Origin of the sequence: Aurantiacibacter sp. MUD61 (genome assembly GCF_027912455.1) — a bacterium.
Classification (GTDB): Bacteria; Pseudomonadota; Alphaproteobacteria; order Sphingomonadales; family Sphingomonadaceae; genus Alteraurantiacibacter.
Window position 1 is genome coordinate 1,801,084 of the sequence record NZ_CP115446.1, and the last position, 19,125, is coordinate 1,820,208.

Annotated in this window: 35 protein-coding genes and 1 tRNA gene; 9 read left to right on the top strand and 27 right to left on the bottom strand. The window is 59.8% G+C overall.

Annotated elements, in window-relative coordinates:
• Nucleotides 1-12 precede the first annotated feature (12 nt).
• Nucleotides 13-726 (bottom strand): ABC transporter ATP-binding protein, encoded by a 714-nt coding sequence (locus O2N64_RS08580; protein ID WP_271077201.1) that lies wholly within the window; start codon nt 724-726, stop codon nt 13-15.
• 27 nt (nt 727-753) lie between these two features.
• Between O2N64_RS08580 and O2N64_RS08585 the strand changes: the two genes are divergently transcribed.
• A complete protein-coding gene (locus tag O2N64_RS08585; RefSeq protein ID WP_271077202.1) occupies nt 754-1,479 on the top strand; it encodes an arylesterase in 726 nt (241 codons plus the stop codon).
• A gap of 9 nt (nt 1,480-1,488) precedes the next feature.
• Here O2N64_RS08585 and recF read toward each other — a convergent pair whose 3' ends face one another.
• On the bottom strand, nt 1,489-2,574 hold the full coding sequence (recF, locus tag O2N64_RS08590) for a DNA replication/repair protein RecF (protein WP_271077203.1): 1,086 nt from the start codon (nt 2,572-2,574) through the stop codon (nt 1,489-1,491).
• Between the two features lie 227 nt (nt 2,575-2,801).
• On the opposite strand from recF, the gene O2N64_RS08595 reads away from it, so the two are divergent.
• Genes O2N64_RS08595 through O2N64_RS08605 form a run of 3 tightly spaced genes read left to right on the top strand, consistent with a single transcriptional unit; the run spans nt 2,802 to nt 3,292 of the window.
• Nucleotides 2,802-2,930, top strand: a complete 129-nt coding sequence (locus O2N64_RS08595) for a hypothetical protein (RefSeq protein WP_271077204.1) — start codon at nt 2,802-2,804, stop codon at nt 2,928-2,930.
• Between the two features lie 30 nt (nt 2,931-2,960).
• The gene (locus O2N64_RS08600; protein WP_271077205.1) at nt 2,961-3,086 is read left to right on the top strand and encodes a hypothetical protein; all 126 of its coding nucleotides are present in this window, start codon (nt 2,961-2,963) and stop codon (nt 3,084-3,086) included.
• Nucleotides 3,083-3,292 (top strand): PspC domain-containing protein, encoded by a 210-nt coding sequence (locus tag O2N64_RS08605; protein ID WP_271077206.1) that lies wholly within the window; start codon nt 3,083-3,085, stop codon nt 3,290-3,292. Before O2N64_RS08600 ends, O2N64_RS08605 begins: the two co-directional genes overlap by 4 nt.
• A gap of 33 nt (nt 3,293-3,325) precedes the next feature.
• Here O2N64_RS08605 and O2N64_RS08610 read toward each other — a convergent pair whose 3' ends face one another.
• Nucleotides 3,326-4,072, bottom strand: coding sequence for a queuosine precursor transporter (locus O2N64_RS08610; protein ID WP_271077207.1), 747 nt, complete (start codon nt 4,070-4,072; stop codon nt 3,326-3,328).
• A 57-nt stretch (nt 4,073-4,129) separates the two neighbouring features.
• On the opposite strand from O2N64_RS08610, the gene O2N64_RS08615 reads away from it, so the two are divergent.
• A tRNA-Arg gene (locus O2N64_RS08615) sits at nt 4,130-4,206 on the top strand.
• A gap of 61 nt (nt 4,207-4,267) precedes the next feature.
• Here the strand turns inward: O2N64_RS08615 and O2N64_RS08620 are convergent.
• From O2N64_RS08620 to leuC, 10 genes are all read right to left on the bottom strand, one after another.
• Nucleotides 4,268-5,650 (bottom strand): NAD-dependent succinate-semialdehyde dehydrogenase, encoded by a 1,383-nt coding sequence (locus O2N64_RS08620; RefSeq protein WP_271077208.1) that lies wholly within the window; start codon nt 5,648-5,650, stop codon nt 4,268-4,270.
• 341 nt (nt 5,651-5,991) lie between these two features.
• The gene (locus O2N64_RS08625; protein ID WP_271077209.1) at nt 5,992-6,609 is read right to left on the bottom strand and encodes an SOS response-associated peptidase; all 618 of its coding nucleotides are present in this window, start codon (nt 6,607-6,609) and stop codon (nt 5,992-5,994) included.
• A gap of 12 nt (nt 6,610-6,621) precedes the next feature.
• On the bottom strand, nt 6,622-7,497 hold the full coding sequence (locus tag O2N64_RS08630) for a hypothetical protein (protein ID WP_271077210.1): 876 nt from the start codon (nt 7,495-7,497) through the stop codon (nt 6,622-6,624).
• 111 nt (nt 7,498-7,608) lie between these two features.
• Nucleotides 7,609-7,953, bottom strand: coding sequence for a Grx4 family monothiol glutaredoxin (grxD, locus tag O2N64_RS08635; protein WP_271077211.1), 345 nt, complete (start codon nt 7,951-7,953; stop codon nt 7,609-7,611).
• 33 nt (nt 7,954-7,986) lie between these two features.
• Nucleotides 7,987-8,220, bottom strand: coding sequence for a BolA/IbaG family iron-sulfur metabolism protein (locus tag O2N64_RS08640; protein ID WP_271077212.1), 234 nt, complete (start codon nt 8,218-8,220; stop codon nt 7,987-7,989).
• A gap of 13 nt (nt 8,221-8,233) precedes the next feature.
• Entirely contained in the window at nt 8,234-8,557 is a 324-nt protein-coding gene (locus O2N64_RS08645) for a DUF1476 domain-containing protein (protein WP_271077213.1), read from the bottom strand.
• 44 nt (nt 8,558-8,601) lie between these two features.
• On the bottom strand, nt 8,602-9,207 hold the full coding sequence (gene leuD / locus O2N64_RS08650) for a 3-isopropylmalate dehydratase small subunit (protein ID WP_271077214.1): 606 nt from the start codon (nt 9,205-9,207) through the stop codon (nt 8,602-8,604).
• On the bottom strand, nt 9,207-9,365 hold the full coding sequence (locus O2N64_RS08655) for an isopropylmalate isomerase (RefSeq protein WP_271077215.1): 159 nt from the start codon (nt 9,363-9,365) through the stop codon (nt 9,207-9,209). Before O2N64_RS08655 ends, leuD begins: the two co-directional genes overlap by 1 nt.
• Nucleotides 9,366-9,371: 6 nt before the next feature.
• Nucleotides 9,372-9,881, bottom strand: a complete 510-nt coding sequence (locus O2N64_RS08660; protein ID WP_271077216.1) for a DNA-deoxyinosine glycosylase — start codon at nt 9,879-9,881, stop codon at nt 9,372-9,374.
• Complete coding sequence (gene leuC, locus O2N64_RS08665; protein ID WP_271077217.1) at nt 9,874-11,310, bottom strand: 3-isopropylmalate dehydratase large subunit; 1,437 nt, start codon at nt 11,308-11,310, stop codon at nt 9,874-9,876. Before leuC ends, O2N64_RS08660 begins: the two co-directional genes overlap by 8 nt.
• Nucleotides 11,311-11,408: 98 nt before the next feature.
• Between leuC and O2N64_RS08670 the strand changes: the two genes are divergently transcribed.
• The 4 genes from O2N64_RS08670 to O2N64_RS08685 are packed head-to-tail and all read left to right on the top strand — an operon-like array spanning nt 11,409 to nt 13,173.
• On the top strand, nt 11,409-11,834 hold the full coding sequence (locus O2N64_RS08670) for an acyl-CoA thioesterase (protein WP_271077218.1): 426 nt from the start codon (nt 11,409-11,411) through the stop codon (nt 11,832-11,834).
• 45 nt (nt 11,835-11,879) lie between these two features.
• Entirely contained in the window at nt 11,880-12,398 is a 519-nt protein-coding gene (locus O2N64_RS08675; RefSeq protein ID WP_271077219.1) for a sterol desaturase family protein, read from the top strand.
• Nucleotides 12,399-12,417: 19 nt separating this feature from the next.
• Entirely contained in the window at nt 12,418-12,765 is a 348-nt protein-coding gene (locus tag O2N64_RS08680; RefSeq protein WP_271077220.1) for a hypothetical protein, read from the top strand.
• A 9-nt stretch (nt 12,766-12,774) separates the two neighbouring features.
• Entirely contained in the window at nt 12,775-13,173 is a 399-nt protein-coding gene (locus tag O2N64_RS08685) for a hypothetical protein (protein ID WP_271077221.1), read from the top strand.
• Nucleotides 13,174-13,239: 66 nt separating this feature from the next.
• Here O2N64_RS08685 and O2N64_RS08690 read toward each other — a convergent pair whose 3' ends face one another.
• The 14 genes from O2N64_RS08690 to O2N64_RS08755 all read right to left on the bottom strand — a co-directional run bounded on the left by O2N64_RS08690 (nt 13,240) and on the right by O2N64_RS08755 (nt 19,044).
• The gene (locus O2N64_RS08690; RefSeq protein ID WP_271077222.1) at nt 13,240-13,398 is read right to left on the bottom strand and encodes a YqaE/Pmp3 family membrane protein; all 159 of its coding nucleotides are present in this window, start codon (nt 13,396-13,398) and stop codon (nt 13,240-13,242) included.
• A gap of 74 nt (nt 13,399-13,472) precedes the next feature.
• Nucleotides 13,473-14,702 (bottom strand): DUF3422 domain-containing protein, encoded by a 1,230-nt coding sequence (locus tag O2N64_RS08695; protein ID WP_271077223.1) that lies wholly within the window; start codon nt 14,700-14,702, stop codon nt 13,473-13,475.
• Nucleotides 14,703-14,788: 86 nt separating this feature from the next.
• A complete protein-coding gene (locus tag O2N64_RS08700) occupies nt 14,789-15,196 on the bottom strand; it encodes a SufE family protein (RefSeq protein WP_271077224.1) in 408 nt (135 codons plus the stop codon).
• 94 nt (nt 15,197-15,290) lie between these two features.
• On the bottom strand, nt 15,291-15,533 hold the full coding sequence (locus O2N64_RS08705; protein WP_442866726.1) for a hypothetical protein: 243 nt from the start codon (nt 15,531-15,533) through the stop codon (nt 15,291-15,293).
• Nucleotides 15,534-15,566: 33 nt separating this feature from the next.
• Nucleotides 15,567-15,821: a hypothetical protein gene (locus O2N64_RS08710; protein WP_271077225.1), complete on the bottom strand. Its 255-nt coding sequence runs from the start codon at nt 15,819-15,821 to the stop codon at nt 15,567-15,569.
• Nucleotides 15,818-16,114 carry a hypothetical protein gene (locus tag O2N64_RS08715; RefSeq protein WP_271077226.1) on the bottom strand — a complete coding sequence of 99 codons (297 nt, stop codon included), beginning with the start codon at nt 16,112-16,114 and terminating at the stop codon, nt 15,818-15,820. Before O2N64_RS08715 ends, O2N64_RS08710 begins: the two co-directional genes overlap by 4 nt.
• On the bottom strand, nt 16,114-16,365 hold the full coding sequence (locus O2N64_RS08720) for a hypothetical protein (protein WP_271077227.1): 252 nt from the start codon (nt 16,363-16,365) through the stop codon (nt 16,114-16,116). Before O2N64_RS08720 ends, O2N64_RS08715 begins: the two co-directional genes overlap by 1 nt.
• Entirely contained in the window at nt 16,365-16,676 is a 312-nt protein-coding gene (locus tag O2N64_RS08725) for a hypothetical protein (RefSeq protein ID WP_197921952.1), read from the bottom strand. The genes O2N64_RS08720 and O2N64_RS08725 overlap by 1 nt, the downstream gene beginning before the upstream one ends.
• Nucleotides 16,676-17,038 carry a hypothetical protein gene (locus tag O2N64_RS08730; protein ID WP_271077228.1) on the bottom strand — a complete coding sequence of 121 codons (363 nt, stop codon included), beginning with the start codon at nt 17,036-17,038 and terminating at the stop codon, nt 16,676-16,678. Before O2N64_RS08730 ends, O2N64_RS08725 begins: the two co-directional genes overlap by 1 nt.
• Nucleotides 17,038-17,346: a hypothetical protein gene (locus tag O2N64_RS08735; protein ID WP_271077229.1), complete on the bottom strand. Its 309-nt coding sequence runs from the start codon at nt 17,344-17,346 to the stop codon at nt 17,038-17,040. The genes O2N64_RS08730 and O2N64_RS08735 overlap by 1 nt, the downstream gene beginning before the upstream one ends.
• A gap of 33 nt (nt 17,347-17,379) precedes the next feature.
• The gene (gene pspC / locus O2N64_RS08740) at nt 17,380-17,760 is read right to left on the bottom strand and encodes an envelope stress response membrane protein PspC (protein WP_271077230.1); all 381 of its coding nucleotides are present in this window, start codon (nt 17,758-17,760) and stop codon (nt 17,380-17,382) included.
• Nucleotides 17,757-18,053, bottom strand: a complete 297-nt coding sequence (pspB, locus tag O2N64_RS08745; protein WP_271077231.1) for an envelope stress response membrane protein PspB — start codon at nt 18,051-18,053, stop codon at nt 17,757-17,759. The genes pspC and pspB overlap by 4 nt, the downstream gene beginning before the upstream one ends.
• Before the next feature lie 2 nt (nt 18,054-18,055).
• Nucleotides 18,056-18,814, bottom strand: coding sequence for a phage shock protein PspA (gene pspA / locus O2N64_RS08750; protein ID WP_442866752.1), 759 nt, complete (start codon nt 18,812-18,814; stop codon nt 18,056-18,058).
• 74 nt (nt 18,815-18,888) lie between these two features.
• Nucleotides 18,889-19,044 (bottom strand): hypothetical protein, encoded by a 156-nt coding sequence (locus O2N64_RS08755; RefSeq protein WP_271077232.1) that lies wholly within the window; start codon nt 19,042-19,044, stop codon nt 18,889-18,891.
• Nucleotides 19,045-19,125 lie beyond the last annotated feature (81 nt).

The window sequence follows — 19,125 nt, forward strand, 5'->3', positions numbered from 1 at the left end:
TGCGCCACCGGTTCAGCCCTTCGCCGTATCGCTGGCGATCACGCCGTCACCAAGGGTGACAATGCGGTCGCAGCGCTCGGCCAGCTTGCGATCATGGGTAATAATAACAAGGGTTGCGCCGGTTTCCTCGCGGCGGCGGAAGAGGACATCCTCCACGCTGGTGCCGGTCGAAGTGTCGAGATTGCCGGTCGGCTCGTCGGCAAAGATCAGCGGTGGGCGCGAGGCGATGGCACGCGCGATGGCGACGCGTTGCTGCTCACCGCCGGAAAGCTGCGCGGGATAATGCGTCAGGCGATGGCCGAGGCCTACCGCTTCCAGTTCGGCGCTGGCTTTGCTCGATGCATCGTCGTCTCCGGCCAGTTCCAGCGGTGTGGCGACGTTTTCAACCGCCGTCATCGTCGGCAAAAGGTGGAACGCCTGTAACACGATGCCAATGCGTCCGCGCCGTGCGAGCGCCAGCGCGTCTTCATCGAGAGCCGTAAAATCCTCGCCCGCAACCGTCAGCTTGCCGGATGTCGCGCGCTCTAGGCCTGACAGGACTGCCATCAGCGAGCTCTTCCCGCTGCCCGACGGGCCGAGCAGGGCGAGTGTCTCGCCGGGCATTACGTCGAAATCGATACCGCGCAGGATTTCGACAGCAGCATCTCCCTCGCCAAGCGTGAGGCGGAGATCGCGCGCGGAAATGACCGGCTCTGCGGAAGCGGATTGTTCAATGGGACTTGTCACCAGCGCGCGATGGCATAGCTAAGGGCTATGAACAAGCCATCCCAAAGCCCGTGGCGGAGAGGTGTCGCCGCTTCGTCGATTGCCTTTGCGCTGACCCTGTCCGCCTGTGAGAGCGAGGCGCCGGTGGCGGAGCCCGAAACGTCCCTGGATGAGCCCATTGAAGAGGCTCTGCCCGTCATGGGGCCGGAGCGTGTAATTCTCGGCTTTGGCGACAGTCTGATGGCGGGCTACCAGCTGCCGGAGGAGCAGGGCTATCCGGAAAAGTTGGAAGCCGTGATGCGGACGCGCGGGATCAATGCGCGCGTGATCGATGCTGGTGTGTCGGGCGACACTACTGCGGCCGGTCTCCAGCGGATCGGCTTCGTGCTCGATAATCTGGAAGAAACGCCCGATCTCGCCATTGTGGAGCTGGGCGGGAATGATCTGCTGCGCGGCTTCACGCCCGATCAGACGCGCGAAAACCTGACCGGAATTCTCGATGCGCTGGCCGCGCGTGATATTCCGGTGATCCTGATGGGCATGCGTGCACCTCCCAATTACGGGGCCGAGTATCAGGCGAGCTTCGATGGTCTCTACCCGGCATTGGCAGAGGAATATGATGCGGCGCTTGTGCCATTCTTCATGGCTCCGCTTCTGGAAAACCCGAGCCTGCTCATGGATGACCGCATCCATCCGACAGCGGAAGGCGTGGAAGAAATGGTCGCGGCCACGGTCGATGACGTAATCGCGGCTCTGCCCGAAGAGGACAGCTAAAGGCCCGCGTTAGGCAGCGACCGCGCTGCCGCTGTCGATCTGCCAGACTTTCGCTTCACCAGCGATCTCATCGAAAGGCGCGGCTTCCGTCCCGGTGATCCACGACTGCGTACCGCTATCCTTCAGCCGCTCAAACAAGGCTGCTCGTCTCACCGGATCGAGATGAGCGGCGACTTCATCCAGCAACAGCACGCTTGGCCGCCCCTTGGCCGATAGTGCAGCGTGAGCGAGCGTGATCGCGATAAGCATCGCTTTCTGCTCACCGGTCGAACATTCGGCGGCAGGCATGGCCTTGCCTTCCATCACCACTTCCAATTCGTCACGATGCGGCCCAACCAGAGTGCGCTGGGCGGCGCGATCGCGTGGGCGATTGGCGGCGAGCTGCTCGGCGAATTCGCGCTCGTCGATGGCGCCGCCGGGAATATGGGTGAGGGCAGGGCGCGCAAAGGGCTCGGTCGGGTAAGCGGCAAGCTCGGCAGAGAGAGCTTCCACCAGCCGCGCACGTCCCTGCGCCAGTGCGGCCCCTGCTTCGGCCATCGGGCTTTCGATACTGTCGAGCCACGTAGGATCGGGCGCCTGCTCGTCCGACAAAAGCCGGTTGCGTTCGCGCAGGGCATTTTCATAGCGGCTTGCATGGCGCGCATGCGATGGCTCGATCGCGACCGTCAGCCGGTCCATGTAACGCCGCCGCGCACCGGCACTGTCCATGAACAGCCGGTCCATCGCCGGGGTGAGCCAGCCGATGGCGAGCCATTCGCCCAGCGAGATCGCGGTTGCATCGGCGCCATTCACCTGCACCACGCGCCTTCCGGGGCGCTCCGCCAACACGCCCGTGCCCAGCTTGACCGGCTCTGCCCCATCCAGCGTATCGAGCAGCGCGCTGACACCGAAACCGCCGCGCCCCGAATGCGATGCCATATCTGCGAGAGCTGCGCGCCGTAGCCCTCTGCCCGGCGCGAGCAGAGATATTGCTTCGAGCACATTGGTCTTGCCCGCGCCATTTTCTCCCAGCAGCAGATTAACGTGGCGCGCGCCGTCAAGCCGCGTTTCAGCGTGGTTGCGGAAGGTGGAAAGGGTGATGCGATCAAGCGCCATAGGATGCTTCTCAGCCCTAAGCGACGCCGCGATGCGAGACCATAGGAAATCGCGCCACCAATAGTTGGTAAATTTTCCCAATATGTGGATTGTAAAATCCTGCAACATGTATGGCGAATGAACAAGAATGGCAGAATTCTGCGGTTTTTTCAGTTTGGCACGCCCCCTGCAATGTAGTGGGCATGGAGCAAAACAACCCGCTCCGAACCAAAATGAGGAGAATTGAAATGACCATGACCAACGAATTCACCGGCAAGATCTTCGCTGCTTTCGGCGCATTTGCCATCACCATGACGCTGCTGGTTTCCAGTTTCGCCGGCCCCAATGCAACGACTGTCGCAACTCTGCTTGCCTAACTCACAACTACCCAAAGGAAGGATTTTACGATGACCAACAACACTGATCTTCTCGGCCGCGTCTTCGCCGCTTTCGGCGCCGTCGCCATGACCATGACGCTGTTCGTGAGCAGCTTCGCTCCGCCTGCCACCACCGTTTCGGGAATGCTGGTGTGAGCAATATCCAGAACAAGAACGCCAATTCGCCGAACAAATTCCGCCTCGACCGGGTGGATGGCAAGATCGGCGGCGTATGCGGCGGTATCGCCAATTACATGAATGTTGATCCGCTGATCGTTCGGCTGATCTTTGCGGTGGGTGCAATTGCCGGTTTCGGCACTTTCATTGTACTCTACCTCGCGATCTGGTTGCTGGCCAAGTAATCGAGCCCGATTACAGGCCGGCAGCCAACCGCCTCAGGCTGCTTTTTCGCGAGAGCCAAAGGGTGAGAAGTTGGTATCGGTGTCAAACACCTCCACTCCTTCACGCCGCTTGAGGAAATTGATGACCCAATAGGTGACCGGCGTGAGGAGTGCTTCCCACGCCGTCTTGATAAGCCACTGCGAGGCAATCGCCTGCAGAACCAGTTCCATCGGCCATCCGGCCAGCCCGTAAAAGGCGATGGGATAAAAGATCAGGCTATCGATACCTTGCCCGACCACGGTCGATCCGATCGTCCGGCTCCAGAGCATTTTCCCCTTCGTCCAGACTTTCATGCGCGCCATGACAAAGGCATTGGCGAATTCGCCCGCCCAGAAAGCGACGATGCTGGCAAGCACGATGCGCCAGGTATTTCCGAAAACGAATTCATAGGCGTCCTGCCCCGGCCAGCCTTCCGCAGGTGGCAGGGAAACGACGACCCACGCCATGAACGCCATGAAGATGAGTGCGGCAAAGCCTGTCCAGATCACGCGCCGCGCATTGGCATAGCCATACACTTCGGTGAGGATGTCCCCGATGATGTAGCTTACGGGGAAGAACATCACGCCCGCACCAAACGCCCAGGTCGCGCCATTCGGCAGTGTAACCGCACTCAATTTTGACGCGCCGATCACATTGCTGAGCAGCAGGATCGCAACGAAGGCCGCCATCACATAGGGAAAATAGCGGAAATGCGCGTGTGCAACGGCGCTACTATCTAGTTTTTTGGGATCAGCACTCATGCATCGCGTCTAACCACATTTGCGCCGCACGCAAACATCGCTATTGGCCCTATCGACGCGCCCATAGCTCAGCTGGATAGAGCACGGGTCTTCTAAACCTGAGGCCGCAGGTTCGAATCCTGCTGGGCGCGCCAAACAGGGGAAAGCATGCCAGAGGCGTGCTTTCCCCTTTTTGTTTTGCGGTATTGCCGCGACTTATGAAGAAGCGCCGACGAAAATGCTTTTCGCGTTGGTGAATTCCTTCACGCCGAAACCGCCGTGTTCGCGGCCGTAGCCGGAGTTTTTCACGCCGCCGAAGGGCATTCTCGGATCGGCCACGCCATACACATTCACGAACACCATGCCGGTATCGAAGTGGTTTTTCGCCAGTTCGATCGCGCGCTCGGTGTCGCCTGAAAGGATGCCGCCGCCAAGGCCATAGCGGCTGTCATTGGCGAGCCGCATGGCATCTTCGTCATCCTTCGCCTTGATCACAGAGGCTACCGGCCCGAAAAGCTCGTCGTCATATGCCGGCTGGCCCTTGCTGACGTTGGAAAGGACGGTGGCCGGATAGTACGCGCCTTCGCCATCCGGGATCGCGCCACCGCATTCGATTTTCGCGCCTTTCTCGACGGATTTGTCGACCTGCTCCTGCAGGGTGTCGCGCAGATCGCTGCGCGCCATTGGTCCCATGTCGCTGTCATCCGCATTCGGATCACCGGTCTTGATGGCTTCAAAACGCGAGACGAACCGTTCGAGGAAATCGTCGTAGATCTTCTCGGTCACTATGAAGCGCTTGCCGTTAATGCAGGTCTGCCCGTTGTTGTAGAGCCGCGCCTGGGCACAGACTTCTGCCGCCGTATTGAGATCGGCATCTTCCAGCACGAGGTAAGCGTCGTTCGATCCGAGTTCGAGGACTGTCGGCTTAAGCAGCTTCCCGGCCTTTTCGGCAACATGCTTGCCCGCCTTGTCGGAGCCGGTCAGCGTAACACCGCGCACCTTGTCATGCGCGATGACTTCGTCGGAAAGGTCATGACCGATCATGAGGACCGTGAAGAGATTTTCGGGCAGTCCGCCTTTCCGGAAGATTTCTGCCAGCTTCAGGCCGCTACCTGTGCAGTTCGACGCATGCTTCAGCAGCACGCCGTTGCCCGCCATGAGATTGGCGATCGCATACCGCACGACTTGATAGGCCGGGAAATTCCACGGCTGGATGCCGTAGACGACGCCGATGGGGGAGTAGGTCACGATACCGTGATCGGCATTATCGGGATTGCGTTTTTCGTCGGCCAGCTCATCAGGCCCGGTCTTTGCGGTGTAATCGCAAATGCCTGCGCACAATTCCACTTCATCGCGGCTGTCGCCAATCAGTTTGCCGACCTCGTCGGTCATGAGCTGCGCGAGCTCTTCCTTGTTGTCGCGCAGGGCTTGCCCGATGGAGCTGATGACATCGGCACGTTCCTGCAGCGATTTCATCTTCCAGTCGAGAAACGCCTCATGGCAAGCGTCCACTTTGCCAAGGGCGGTTTCCTTGTCGTGCTCTTCGTAGGTTTCGAGCTCCGTCCCATTTGCCGGATTGATCGTCGTTATCGTGCCCATGGCCGTGTCCTTTTTCGAATAAGTATCGGGTTTGGTACAGAAACGCTCCAAGCGGCATGCGGGTCCTTAGCTGGGGCAGGATGGGCGGACGCAGCGATGAAAGGAGATCCGCGCCGCCGACGGGAAAAGAGTCGGGAAAATTTACACACCGCGCCCGCGTTAACTTTTCGCAAACCATCGTCTCGCGCAGGAATCCGGCGTTGCGCTAAACTGGCACGCCCCGTGCAATGTTACATGCGTACCCAAGTTCTTCGAATGAGGCGGGGCCGATTTCCAAATGGTCCCCAACCAGTCTCCCGGCTCCGCCTCCCCGAAGACATCTTCCCAAAAATCGATGAGACCTAGCGGCGACCGGCCCAAGGCGTATCGCTGCGATCGACCAGCATTTGCCCGGCGAAGGGCTGGCACAGATCCCACGCATCGGAAGGCTCGGCAGTAAGCCAGGTCTGCCAATCGCTTTCCGCGATGATCACCGGCATGCGGTCATGGACCGATCGCACCGTATCGTTCGCATCGGTCATTACCATTGTGTAGGCGCGGTCCCACTCGCTCGTATCGCGCCAGAAACCGGCGATGGCGAACAGCGGCGCGTCCTTTGGGCTAAACCATGTGCGCGTCTTCGCGCCCTTCGCCCCCTCGGCTTCGGCAAAGGCGGAAACAGGAATCAGGCAGCGGCGGTTTTCAAAGCTCGATCGCCAGAACGGGCTCTTCAGCTTGTCCTTGCGCGCATTGTTGACCGGCTTAGGCTTGAGCGGCTGGCCCTTCGCGCCCTTGCGTTGCAGCGGGAAGCCCCAGACCATTTGCTGCAGACTGCCTTCGGCCAGCACCATCCCCGGATAGCCGGGATAAATCTCTTCGGGCGCATTCCCGCCGGGCGCGACGCTCATATCTTGCGCGATCGCATCGAAAAATCGTGCGACCTCATCCTGCGATTTTGACATTTTGTAGAGGTTGCACATGTTGCCGCTCGTCTATTCGCCGAGAAGGTAGCCCGCTTCTGCCGCAGGGACAGGCTCTGCAATCGCGCCGCCAGCCATCGGCCAGATAATATCTCCGGTCACCACGCCCATGCTCATCGGCAGCAGGCTTGAGAGGAAGATATGCACGGGCGTCGGGGCGGGGCCGTCGAATTCGGTGACATAGACGCTCATTGAAAGCTCGCGATTGGCAGCATCCCAGGTAACGGTCTCGCAAGTATCGGTCACGAGTTCGGGCTCTCCCGAAAGACCGAAAGCATCGAAGCTGACGCGGAAATGCTTGCCGAGCGGGATCGCGCCTTCTTCGATCGGGCCATTGAGCACATAGGCGTCAAAGCTGCCATCCTCGCGCGGAGGCAGCACGATGGTCGCGAAAGTGACGCCGCTGGCAGAACCCTCGGCCTGATCGGTGCAGAATGTATTGTTGCCTGCTGCCAGCACCGCGCGCGGTGCGAAGCCGCGGGCCTCTGCCATCGCAGCGAAAGCGCCATCGATTAGCGGGGCGTTGCCGGGCAGGTGGATGGTTTCTGCAATGATACGGCCGTCGGAAACCTGATATTCGGCGAGCGCGATCAGCGCAGCATTATCGCCTTCGCCCCTGCTGCCGATCACGACCGTATCCCACACGCCATCCTGCGCGGCGGGCATGGCAACGGCACCCTGATAGCTTGCGTCAGGCGTACTGCTGGTCATCCCCGCATATTGCATCTGCGCCAGCGCCACCGCCTGTTGCACGTCGGCCATCAGCTGGGCGGTCTGCTCCGCATCGCGGGCCATTGCGACACGCTCTTCCTGGCTCTGCATATCCTGCGCGATCACGGAAGTGGGCAGGGAGCAGGCGAGGGCGGCGGCAATAAAAGTGCGGATCATGGAAACTCCATCGGCAAGAGGCGTATGCCTATCGCAATTCGAAGCTGAACGAAAACGGACCGCAAAAGCGGCCCGTGATCATAGTTCAGTTTGTTTGCGCCGAGAAGCGCATCAGGTCTCGGTCTTTGCGACCTGCTTTTCGTCCATCAGGGTCTGCAATTCGCCTGCTTCAAACATTTCCATCATGATGTCGCTGCCGCCGACGAATTCGCCCTTCACATAAAGCTGCGGGATGGTCGGCCAGTCCGAATAGGCCTTGATGCCCTGGCGGATTTCCATGTCCTGCAAAACGTCCACGCTTTCAAACGCGACATTGCAGTGATCGAGGATCGCCACAGCGCGGTTGGAAAAGCCGCACTGCGGGAACAGCGGCGTGCCCTTCATGAAAAGGACTACATCATTGTCGCCCACGATCTTGCCAATGCGTTCTGCGGTTTCAGTGTTGGTATCGGTCATCTGTCCCACCAGGTAATTTGAATGTCTGAGTGGTCAGTTGGGGACGGAGGTATGCAGTTGCAAGGCGTGCAGTTCCCCGCCCATGCGCCCGCCGAGCGCGGCAAAGACCATCTTGTGCTGCTGCACCCGGCTTTTGCCCGCGAATTCGGCGGAGGTGACACGGGCGAGCCAGTGATCATTGTCATCGGCAAGCGCCTGCATCTCCACTTCGGCGTCAGGCAGGGCTTCCTTGATCAGCCGGGCGATGTCTTCAGCGGGCATGGGCATGAAAAAATGCTCCTCAGCTCTCGCTCATATACTGGCGCTTGGCTTCGATTGCGCATTCGAGCAGGCGCGCACGCACATCGGATTCGCTGACATCGCAGCCGGCCTGCGTAAGATCGCCGAGCAGCTTGCGCACGACATCCTCGTCACCCGCTTCCTCGAAATCGGCCTGCACGACAGCCTTCTTGTAGGCTTCGGTTTCTTCAGGAGTCAGATCCATCAGGCCAGCGGCCCACTCGCCCAGCAGGCGATTGCGGCGTGCAGCGACTTTGAAAGCGGTTTCTTCGTCCATCGCGAATTTTGCCTCTTCGGCGCGTTCGCGGTCTTTAAAATCGGTCATGTGGGTTCCTCCGGAATGTGGTGGGGGCTTAGCGCGACGAAAGGTCAGGCGGCAATGCCTGTTCCGCGCGCGAGCCAGGGTTTTTCGTTGCGAATGCCGCTTTCGTAATCGGAAATCGCGCCATCGCGACTTAGTGTCATGCCGACTTCGTCCAGGCCTTCCATCAGGCAGTGTTTACGGAAAGCGTCGATTTCGAAAGTGTAACGATCCTGGAACGGCGTTGTCACGGTCTGCGCATCGAGATCGATGGAGATGGTATCGGTTTCGGCGACTTCGAGCAGCCGATCGATTGCGGCCTGTGGCAGCTCGACGGTAAGAATCCCATTCTTGAAAGCATTGCCTGCAAAAATGTCCGAAAAGCTGGGAGCGATGACGGCGCGAATGCCGAGATCGAGCAGCGCCCATGCGGCATGTTCGCGGCTGGAGCCGCAGCCGAAATTGTCGCCCGCGATTAGGATTGGCGCGCCAGCGAACTCCTCGCTGTCGAAGGGGTTGTCCGGCTCGTTTGCGCGGACGGATTCGAACGCGCCCTCGCCCAGTCCGTCACGGCTGATGGTTTTCAGCCAGCGGGCAGGGATAATTACGTCGGTATCGATATTCTTGCGGCCGAAGGGAATGGCACGCCCTTCCACTTCGCGCAGCTTTTCCATCAATCTGTCTCCGGCTTCTCGCCACTGGGGATGGGGCCGGGCTGGGTCGGCTCGTTATTCTTGCGCTTCTTGTTCACATAGAGAAGCGCTGCCGCCACGGCGGCTGATCCGATGGCGCCTGCTGCAATAGCGGCCTTGCCTTTGATGTTCTTCGTCATGCTCTTTCAATGCGCTTCGACGCTCGATGTTTCAAGAAAATCACGCAAGATTTGCCAACGATCTTCTTTCTCACCAAGCGGCATTCTGGCGTAGGCAGCACTGGAAGATGGCAGGTCGATCTGCGTGATAGCGCTTTGCGACAATTGCGACCGACCGATCTTGGCAGCCGTCCGGCCGTTGAAGCAGACCGCCTGCAGCTGTGGCAATTTGCCGATGAGCTCTGCCAAGGGATTGTGCTCTGCGTCCCGGATCGAGGCATCGAGCGAGCCCTCACGGCGCGCGGATGCAACCACATCCCACAGGCCTATGCCCCAACGCTTGAGCACGGCGAGCTTCTCCACATAGTTCAGCGAAACCAGATCCCTCCCCACCGCGCTTCCGACAAGGTGCCAGAAGCGGTTTTGCGGATGGGCGTAGTAACGCTGTTCCGCCAGCGATCGTTCGCCAGGCAAGCTGCCAAGAATCAGCACCCGGCAATGGGGCGCGACCTGTGGCGGGAAAGCGGCCTTACGCATCCTCTCGCTGCAGTTCTCTCACATCCGTCAGCCTGCCGGTCACAGCTGCGGCGGCTGCCATTGCGGGGCTCACGAGATGGGTGCGGCTGCCGGGCCCTTGGCGGCCGACGAAGTTGCGGTTGCTTGTAGAGGCGCAGCGTTCTCCTGCCGGCACTTTGTCCGGGTTCATGCCGAGGCAGGCGGAGCAACCCGGCTCGCGCCATTCGAGGCCGGCTTCGGTGAAGACCTTGTCCAGCCCCTCAACTTCGGCCTGCTCTTTCACGAGGCCTGACCCGGGGACGACGATCGCCCATTTCACATTGTCCGCTTTCTTGCGGCCGCGCAGTACGTCTGCCGCTGCCCGCAGGTCTTCGATGCGGCTGTTGGTGCAACTGCCGATGAATATGTTCTGCACCTCCACCTCGCGCATCGGCGTGCCGGGGGTGAGGCCCATATAGTCGAGGCTGGCGCGCGCTGCTGCCTGCTTCGACGGATCGGCAAAGCTGGCGGGATCGGGGATGCTGCCGGTGATCGCGACCGTATCTTCCGGGCTGGTGCCCCAAGTGACGGTTGGCGCGATTTCGGCGGCGTTGATGACAACGCTTTTGTCGAACTGCGCGCCGTCATCGGTGCGGAGAGTTCGCCAGTATTCGACTGCGGCATCCCAGTCCGCATCCTGCGGAGCGAACGGGCGGCCTCTCAGATTAGCGAAGGTCTTCTCGTCGGGCGCAATCAAGCCTGCCCGCGCGCCTCCTTCGATGCTCATGTTCGAGACGGTAAGGCGGCCCTCGACGCTCATTTCCTCGAACACCTGCCCGCGATATTCGATGACGTGGCCGGTGCCGCCTGCGGTGCCGATCACGCCGATGATGTGCAGGATCAAGTCCTTGGGCGTGACGCCTCTAGAAAGCCCGCCTTCTACGCGCACTTCCATCGTCTTGCTCGGCTTCAGCAGCAGGGTTTGCGTGGCGAGAACATGTTCGACCTCGCTGGTGCCGATACCGAAGGCGAGGGCGCCGACCCCGCCGTGGCAGGCCGTGTGGCTGTCTCCGCAAACCACGGTGGTGCCGGGCAGCGAGAAGCCCTGTTCGGGGCCGACGACGTGGACGATACCCTGCTCTCGCGCGGTCGCGCCGAAGTAACGGATGCCGAATTCCTCGACATTCTTTTCCAGCGCGGCGAGCTGCTGCGCGCTCTGCGGGTCTTCGATGGGCAGGCGCGTGCCATCCTTCGCAAGGCGGGCAGTAGTGGGCACGTTATGGTCAGGAACGGCCAGGGTGAGTTCGGGGCGGCGCACTTTTCGGCCTGCGAGGCGCAGCGCCTCGAACGCCTGTGGGCTCGTTACCTCGTGCACCAGATGGCGATCGATGAAGACAAGGCAGGTGCCGTCATCACGCCTTTCGATGACGTGATCGTCCCAGATTTTTTCGTAGAGCGTGCGCAGTGTCATGCCCTGCCATTAGCCTTTGCGATGAATGGAGCCAAGTTTATGCAAAAAAGCGTTTTTGCTGACTTGGAAACTTAACCTTTCTCACCTAACTTACAGTCATGTCAGCCAAAAGCTTTTCCATTCCGATCCGCATCCTGCCCGAAGATATCGACTTCATGGGGCACGTGAACAATTCGCGTTACCTCAATTGGGTGCAGGACGTGGTGTTGCAGCACTGGCAGAAGCTGGCGCCTGCAGAGGAAGTGGCGAGCAAGGCTTGGGTCGCGCTCAAGCATGAGATCACCTATCGCAAGCCCGCTTTCCTCGACGATGATGTGATTGCAGAAACCGTGCTGGAAAAAATCGCCGGTGCGCGCAGTTTCTACAACACGGTGATCAAGCGCGGCGAAGAGGTGCTGGCGGAAGTGCAGAGCATGTGGTGCTGCATCGATAGCGAAACGCTGCGGCCCGCACGGATCGACCGCGATGTGGCAGAAAAGCATTTCGGCATTTCGCGCAAGCAAACGCCCCACACTGGCGACTAACGTCTGCCTTTGCGCTTGGCCCTGGCAGCGCCTATAATGTCGATCATGGACATCATCGTTCCCCTGCTTGTTGTCATTGCCACCATCCTGGCGATGGAAGTGGTCGCCTGGTCGAGCCACAAATACATCATGCATGGCTGGGGCTGGGGCTGGCACCGCGATCATCACGAACCGCACGATAATCTGCTGGAAAAGAACGATCTTTACGGCATCGTCGGCGCGGTGATGAGCATTTCCATGTTCATGTGGGGCTGGCCCGTTGTCGCTGGCGAATATGCTTGGCCCATGGCGACATGGATTGGCGTGGGCATCCTTGGATACGGCATTATCTACACCCTCATCCACGATGGGCTGGTGCATCAGCGCTATTTCAAATTCGTCCCGAAAAAGGGCTATGCCAAACGGCTGGTGCAGGCACACAAGCTGCACCATGCGACTGTCGGCAAGGAAGGCGGCGTCAGCTTCGGCTTCCTCTTCGCGCAGGACCCCGCAAAGCTGAAAGCGGAACTGCGGCGCCAGCGTGAAAGCGGCACTGCAGAATTGCGCGAGAGTGCTGGCCTATAAGCTTGGTTGAGGGGGAGTAATGCCAGAGACTGCGGAAATCCGGGGCCTATGGAACGGCAGCTTCCAATATTCCTCATCCGCCGATGTCGGCGATTTTCCATTCAGAGCCAAGATCGTTGAGAAGGACGGCGAAGTGTCCGGCCTTATCATCGAGGATTCGCTTTCCGGCGGGACGGTGAAGGCGGAAATCAAGGGGCGGCTGGATGGCCGCGCAATTACTTTCACCAAGACCTATCTTACTGACAAAGAGCATTACACCGCATCTGTCGAATATGCAGGGCAGGTGAGTGCTGACGGCAATGCGATGTCCGGAACCTGGAAACTGCCGCATGATGGCGGGACATTCCGCATGACGCGGTCGGACTAGCGCGGGGCCATGGCCGGCAAGGATGATCTGACCGGGCAGTGGGACGGGCATTTCGATTATCCGGCTGGCTCTGGCCCGAGCACAGCATTCATTGCCAATATCCAGCAGAAGGGCGGGCGTTTCACCGGCACGATTATCGAGCCTGACCTGTACAGCGGCGCTGCTCCGGCAGAGGCGCAGATCATTGGCGTGGTCGCGGGCCAAAGCGTCGATTTCACCAAGACCTACGTCCGCGCCAGCCGGGGCTATGAAAATCCGGTCGATTATGTCGGACAGCTGAGTGGAGACGGGAACCGCATTACCGGCATGTGGAGCATCTACGACATGAACGGCACTTTCGAAATGACACGGCAGGTCGCGATCGAGGAAAGCGTCGAGCGCGCCGAGACTGTCGAAATCGATCGGTAGTGCGCCACAAAAAAGGGCCCGCCGATAGAACCGGCGAGCCCTTTTACGCGTGGTGGCAGATTTGCCTTAGCGCGCGTAATTCACATAAATTCCGTGGATCAGGCCGGGAATAAAGCCGAGCAGCGTCAATACGAGATTGAGCAGCGCGGTTCCGCCGATGCCGTGCTTCATCGCCACACCGAGGGGCGGAAGAAGGATCGTCGCGATAAGAACGAGAATTGCCATTATGATATTCCTTTAATTGGAGAATTTCTCCCATCGTATGGAAAACCAACGGCCAGTCTGCGCAATCGTTCCGATCAATCGGGCCCCGAGCCGAGCAAGCGCCGTTTGGCGATGCGCACGCCGATGAACATCGTCAGGACGGTGGGAAGGACCAGAAGCGCGATGGTTCTGGTCGCATCGACACCGTCCAGCCCTTCCAGCCCCCATTTGACAAGCCCAAGCAGGTAGTAGCTGAGCGCGACGACGGAGAGGCCTTCGACCAATTGTTGCAGGCGCAATTGCAATTTGCTCGATCGATCCATGCTGCGCATCAGCTCTGCGTTCTGGTTTTCGATCCGCGTATCGATCCGCGCGCGCAGCAGGCTGGTGAGCCTTCCGGCGCGCTGCGACAATTGTTCTTCGCGCAAGGTGAGTGCTTCACAAAAGCGCACGGCAGGCAGGAAGCGCCTTTTGGTAAAGGTATTGAGTGAGGCGAAGCCATCGATCGGTTTGACCTGCAATTCCTCCAGCCGTTCCTGAACCAGCTTGGAATAGGCGCGCGTGGCGCTCATGCGGTATCCCGTCATGGTGGCGACGGTGGTCAGCTCGAGCGAGAGCGCGGAGAGCTCCGCCATCAGATCGTCGTCCCGGCCGTTGTTCGCGCAGAGCTTGTCGGCCAGCTTGGCCAGTTCGGTTTCGATCGCGTCCAGCCGCGGCCAATGCTCCTGCGCTTCGGGCAGGCCGAGCAGCGCCTTGTTGCGGTAATTGCCGAGGTCCTGCAGGCGCTGGACTGTCCGCGAGAAATCGCGATCATCCAGACCGTTGGCGGCGACAAGGATATGGCCGAACCCGTCGCCCTGCAGGCGGAAATCGGCCCAGATCCGCGCTTTGCCACCGATATTGCAGGACACGATTTCGTCCGGATCGAAATTCATTTTCGGCAGCATGCGCTTTGCAGCCCGATCATCCTTCAGCAGCGTCATATTGGTGGCGCGGACGATCTGGCCCGGCAGGCCGCGCGCCCATTCCATAACGGCTGAGAGATCGGGGTCGGTGCCCTCGGCGAACAGGGCGAGGCTGCTGCCTTCGCTATGACGCTCCCACGCCACCGAAATGCCGGGCGCAAAAGTGCCCGAGCGATGCGAGGCATCGGGCTTGTCCGGCGGTGCCGGCAGGATAGGATCGAGATGCGCAAGTTCGGCCGCACGATCTTCGCGGTCGACCATCAGCACCCATTGGATGACTTTCCCGGGCACGTGCAATTGCGGCCAGCGCCGCAGGTGCATTTCGGAGACAACCTGGCGGCGTAATTCGTGTTCGCGCATGCCTACTCCCCTCAGGTCGTTACCCCCTGGAAAAGGCGATCATGCCCGATAGCTTCGTCATTGGCGATAGCTTTGCGCGCAAATCGTCAGGCGGCGGCGATGCGCGCAGCATGCTCCTGCACCAGCGCGATCATGTTCGGCACGCCTTGGGTGCGGTTCGAACTGAGCTGGTTCTTGAGGTCGAAAGGGGCGAGCGCGCCGGCAATATCCATCTGCGCGACGTCGCTTGCGGGCTTGTCCTGCACGGCGGCGATCACCAGTGCGACGATGCCTTTGGTGATGGCGGCATTGCTGTCCGCGAGAAAATGGAGCTGGTCGCTCGCGCTCGTCGGATAAACCCACACCTGCGCCGAACAACCGCGCACCAGCGTCGCATCGGTTTTGAGCGCGTCAGGCATATCCTCCAGCTCGCGGCCCAGTTCGATCAGCAGGCGATAGCGTTCGTCGCCTTCGAGAAAATCATATTCTTCGTAGATGTCTTCGAGATTGCGCATGCGGGGCGCTTAGCAATCTCGTCATCCCAGCGAAAGCTGGGATCTCGTGAAAATGCGGAGAGATCCCAGCTTTCGCTGGGATGACGGGCGGGAACTAAAGATCAACCCCGCTGGCGATAGCTTCCAGCTTGCGGATGCGTTCCTTGAGGTCCGCAATTTCAATCCGCGCCATGCCTTCGGGCGAGCCGTTCTCCAGCTCTGCGGGCATCTGCCGCATTTCGAGCTCGCGGTTCTTGAGCGCCAGCCAGCCCTGCCATCCGGTGAGGGCGCTGGCCGCCATGATCAGCAGGGCGACAAGCGCGGTTCCGGCAATGATCAAGTCCAATTCCATCATCATTCTCCCCTCTCGAGGCTACCCTTCCAAAGGCGACTATTCGTCGCGCAGTTTATCAATTTCTTCGGCGGTACGGCGGGCGGGATCGGTGGCGATCCGCTCCAGCACCTTTACGCGTTCGCGCAGGTCCTCCAGCTCGGCGCGAGCTTCATCGCGCTCTTGCTCAAGCTGCCTTTCCTTGCCGCTATCACCTTTCTTGATCCGGTCGCTGCGGTTCTCAGCCCGCTGCATCATCAGCACGCTGATAGCGATGATCATGACGATCGCGACAAGGGCTGTTCCGAAACTCAACGCACTTTCTCCGCATCCAATTTCAATTCACGCAAGTCTTCGATCTGGCGCGAGAGGTCTGCGGAAGGATCGGTGACGATCCGCTCCACCACACGCAGACGGTCTTCCAGATGGGCCTGCGTTTCACTGGGCCTGGCCGCTTGAGCAGCCTTTGCCTCTTCGATCCGCGCTTCCAGTTCCAGCTTGCGCTCGGCGTGGTCCTGCACGCGCTTGTTCATGATGTAGGCGAACGGAAAGACGATGAGCGCACCCAGCAGCACGAAGCCGAAGATGAGCATAAGGTTCGGATCCATCAATTCGCTCCCTGTTTCGAGTCGCGCAGCGCCTCGATTTCGGCAGCAAGTTCGCTCGGCCGATCGGTGGCGATCCGTTCAAGTACGCGCACACGCTCTTCCAATGAGCCGGATTGCGCTTGCTTGATCGCGGCAGAGTTGCGCGAATTTCGTCGCCGCATCATCAGCCAGGCTCCACCTGCACCGGCACCAAGCGCCAGCACGGCAATCTGGATCGCGTCCATCATCAAGGCTGTATCCGGTCCGAACATCAGTTCGCCTCCGTCTTGCCTGCGCGCAGGCTCTCGATCTCGTGGGTCAGCTGGTATCCGCTATCGGTCACGATCCGCTCCACATTGGCGAGGCGATCTTTCATCGAGCCCAGTTCGGCGCGCAGCTGTGCGTTCTCTTGTGTGAGCAGCTTTACCCGCTCCTCATTCTCGGCGCTTTTGGGATAGACCGCCTTGCCCCAGCTGTTTTCGAGCGGGTAGCCGTTCTTGATCCGCATCCAGGTGGTCACGACCCAGCCGATGGTAATGGCCGAGACGCCGATCCCGATTCCCAATCCACCAAACCATTCCATCACGCTTTCTCCTTGCTTTCGAGATTGAGGGGAACGCCGTTATCGCCCGCCCCCCGCACAGGGGTCTCGCGCACCGGCGCATCGCGCAGGGCTTCGATTTCCTCGGACAGGCTGTAACCCTTGTCGGTCACGATGCGTTCGAGCACGACCATGCGATCCTGCATTTTCTCCATCGTTTCGAGCAGCTGCTTGTTCTGCTGCGCCAGCCGCTCTTCCTTGGCGGTGTCGGGCTTTTCGGTCATGCCGCCCCATTCGTTTTCCAGCGAATATCCGTGCTTGGCGCGGATCCAATTGTTCACCAGCCAACCGATGGTGCTGATCGCAACCAGCAGGACGATAAAGCCGGGGCCTCCCCAATCCATTAGACTTCTTCCTTCTTGCTAAAGTTGAGCGGCACACCGCTGCCATTATCCTCCACCGATTTGGTGTCGCGCAGCGCTTCGATCTGGGTGGCGACGTCGTATCCGCGATCGGTCACGATGCGTTCGAGCACCTGTACCCGGTCTTCCAGCGCCTGCACCTTGCTCGCATATTGCGCGGCTTTCTCGGCACTCTGGCTGGCAGTCGCTTCGATTTGCATCTGCAGCACATCCTTGCGATGCTTCGCCCAGATGGCGACTATCGGAATGCATACGCCGATGATCGGTATCAGTACGCCTAGCTCACCCACTTTTGTGTCCCCTCATTGGTCTGGTATTTGCGATCAGCGAAGCTTCTCGATTTCGCGATTCAGGCTGGGGTTGCTGTTGACGTAGAAACTTTCAACTGCGGCCAGGCGGCGATCGACATCCTTCATCTGGGCGCGGATTTCGCGAGCGGTGCGCTTCGGATTCTGGCGCACGCGCTGCCAATATTTGGTTTCCTGCGGATCGACCGAATAGAGATGCTCCGGCTTCTTGTTCAGCAGGAACCCCATGATGAGGTAGATCGGCAGGATCAGGCCACTGCTCATCGGGATCATGGCGATGGCCGCCAGCCGGATCCACAGGGCGTTCACGCCGGTGTAGTCGGCAATGCCTGCGCAAACACCCATCAGCTTGCCATTGTGCTTGTCGCGGTACAGCGTTGTGCGGGGAGTGTTCATCGGCGTGCTTCCTTTTTCTCGGCGAGCAGTTCCTCAAGCTCGCGCAGCGGCTGGTTGTCGGCTTCCTTGTCATGCTGGAGGCGCGGAGCGTCGAATTCGACATGGTCGGCGGCGACCAGGCGCTCGACAGTGTCCATGCGCTCATCAAGGCGCTTGGCGAGGCTGTAGAGGTCTTCCAGCAACGCCTCGTCATCGGTGGTGATCGTGGCGGCGGTCTTCCACTTGGTTACGTAGTGGAGGATGACCCACGGCAGGCCGATGAAGATGGCCGGTATGATGATGATTTCTTCCACGATTATTCCCCTTTGTCCTTGTCAGCGCTGCTGCTCTTGCCGAGCGCGCGCTTCATTTCCTCCAATTCCTCATCGATCTTGTCGCTGCCTTCGAGAGCGGCGAATTCATCGGCGAGGCTGTTTCCGGAACCGTCGGCAATCTGCAGCGAGTCTGCCTTGCCTTCGGCGTAATCCACCCGGCGTTCGAGCTGGTCGAAGCGGGTCAGCGCATCATCGACGCGCTCATTCGTCATCAGGCTCCGCAGCTTGACGCGGTTTTCCGCGCTTTCGAGGCGGGCTGCGATCTGGCTCTGTCGGCTGCGGGCTTCGCGCAGGCGGTTCTGCAGCTTGGCAATATCCTGCTCATAAGCGCGCAGCGCATCGTCGAGCACGGCCATTTCCTGCTTCAGTTGATCGATCATGTCAGTCGCCTTGCGACGTTCCATGAGCGCGGCACGGGCGAGATCTTCGCGATCTTTGGAGAGCGCCAGCTGCGCCTTGTCCGCCCAATCGGCCTGCAGCCGGTCAAGCTTGGCCGAATGGCGCTGCATTTCCTTCATGTCGGCAATCGTACGCGCGGCGCTCGCTCGCACTTCAACGAGGGTCTCTTCCATTTCGAGGATGATCATGCGGATCATCTTCGCAGGGTCGTCTGCCTGATCGAGCAGCTCGTTGAAGTTGGCGGCGATAATGTCGCGTGTACGGGAAAAAATGCCCATCCAGTTTCCTCCGGTGTTCAAAGCACGTCCAGTCGGGGTGGGGCTGCTGCGCAGACGGTCGATCTCCTGATCGAGCCGCGTTCCTGCGCGCTTCAGCCCATTACCCAAAGGGGTCAGGGGGTTCTTGTTGTCGTCGCTCACGCCAGTTCAACCGCTGGAGTTGAGGCAATCAGCATGTCGCTGGTGGCCAGATCCTGCTGCATCTGCGTGAACACGGCAAATGTGATCATCGCGGCAATGCTTACCAGCGCGGCGTGGCCGAGTTTGCTGGAAAAGAAGCTGTGATCGAACATCGTTATATCCCTTGTTGGGAATTCCTGACTGGAACCCTTTCTGCCCCATGAATAGCAAGGGGTGTGCCAGTTCTTGCAAAA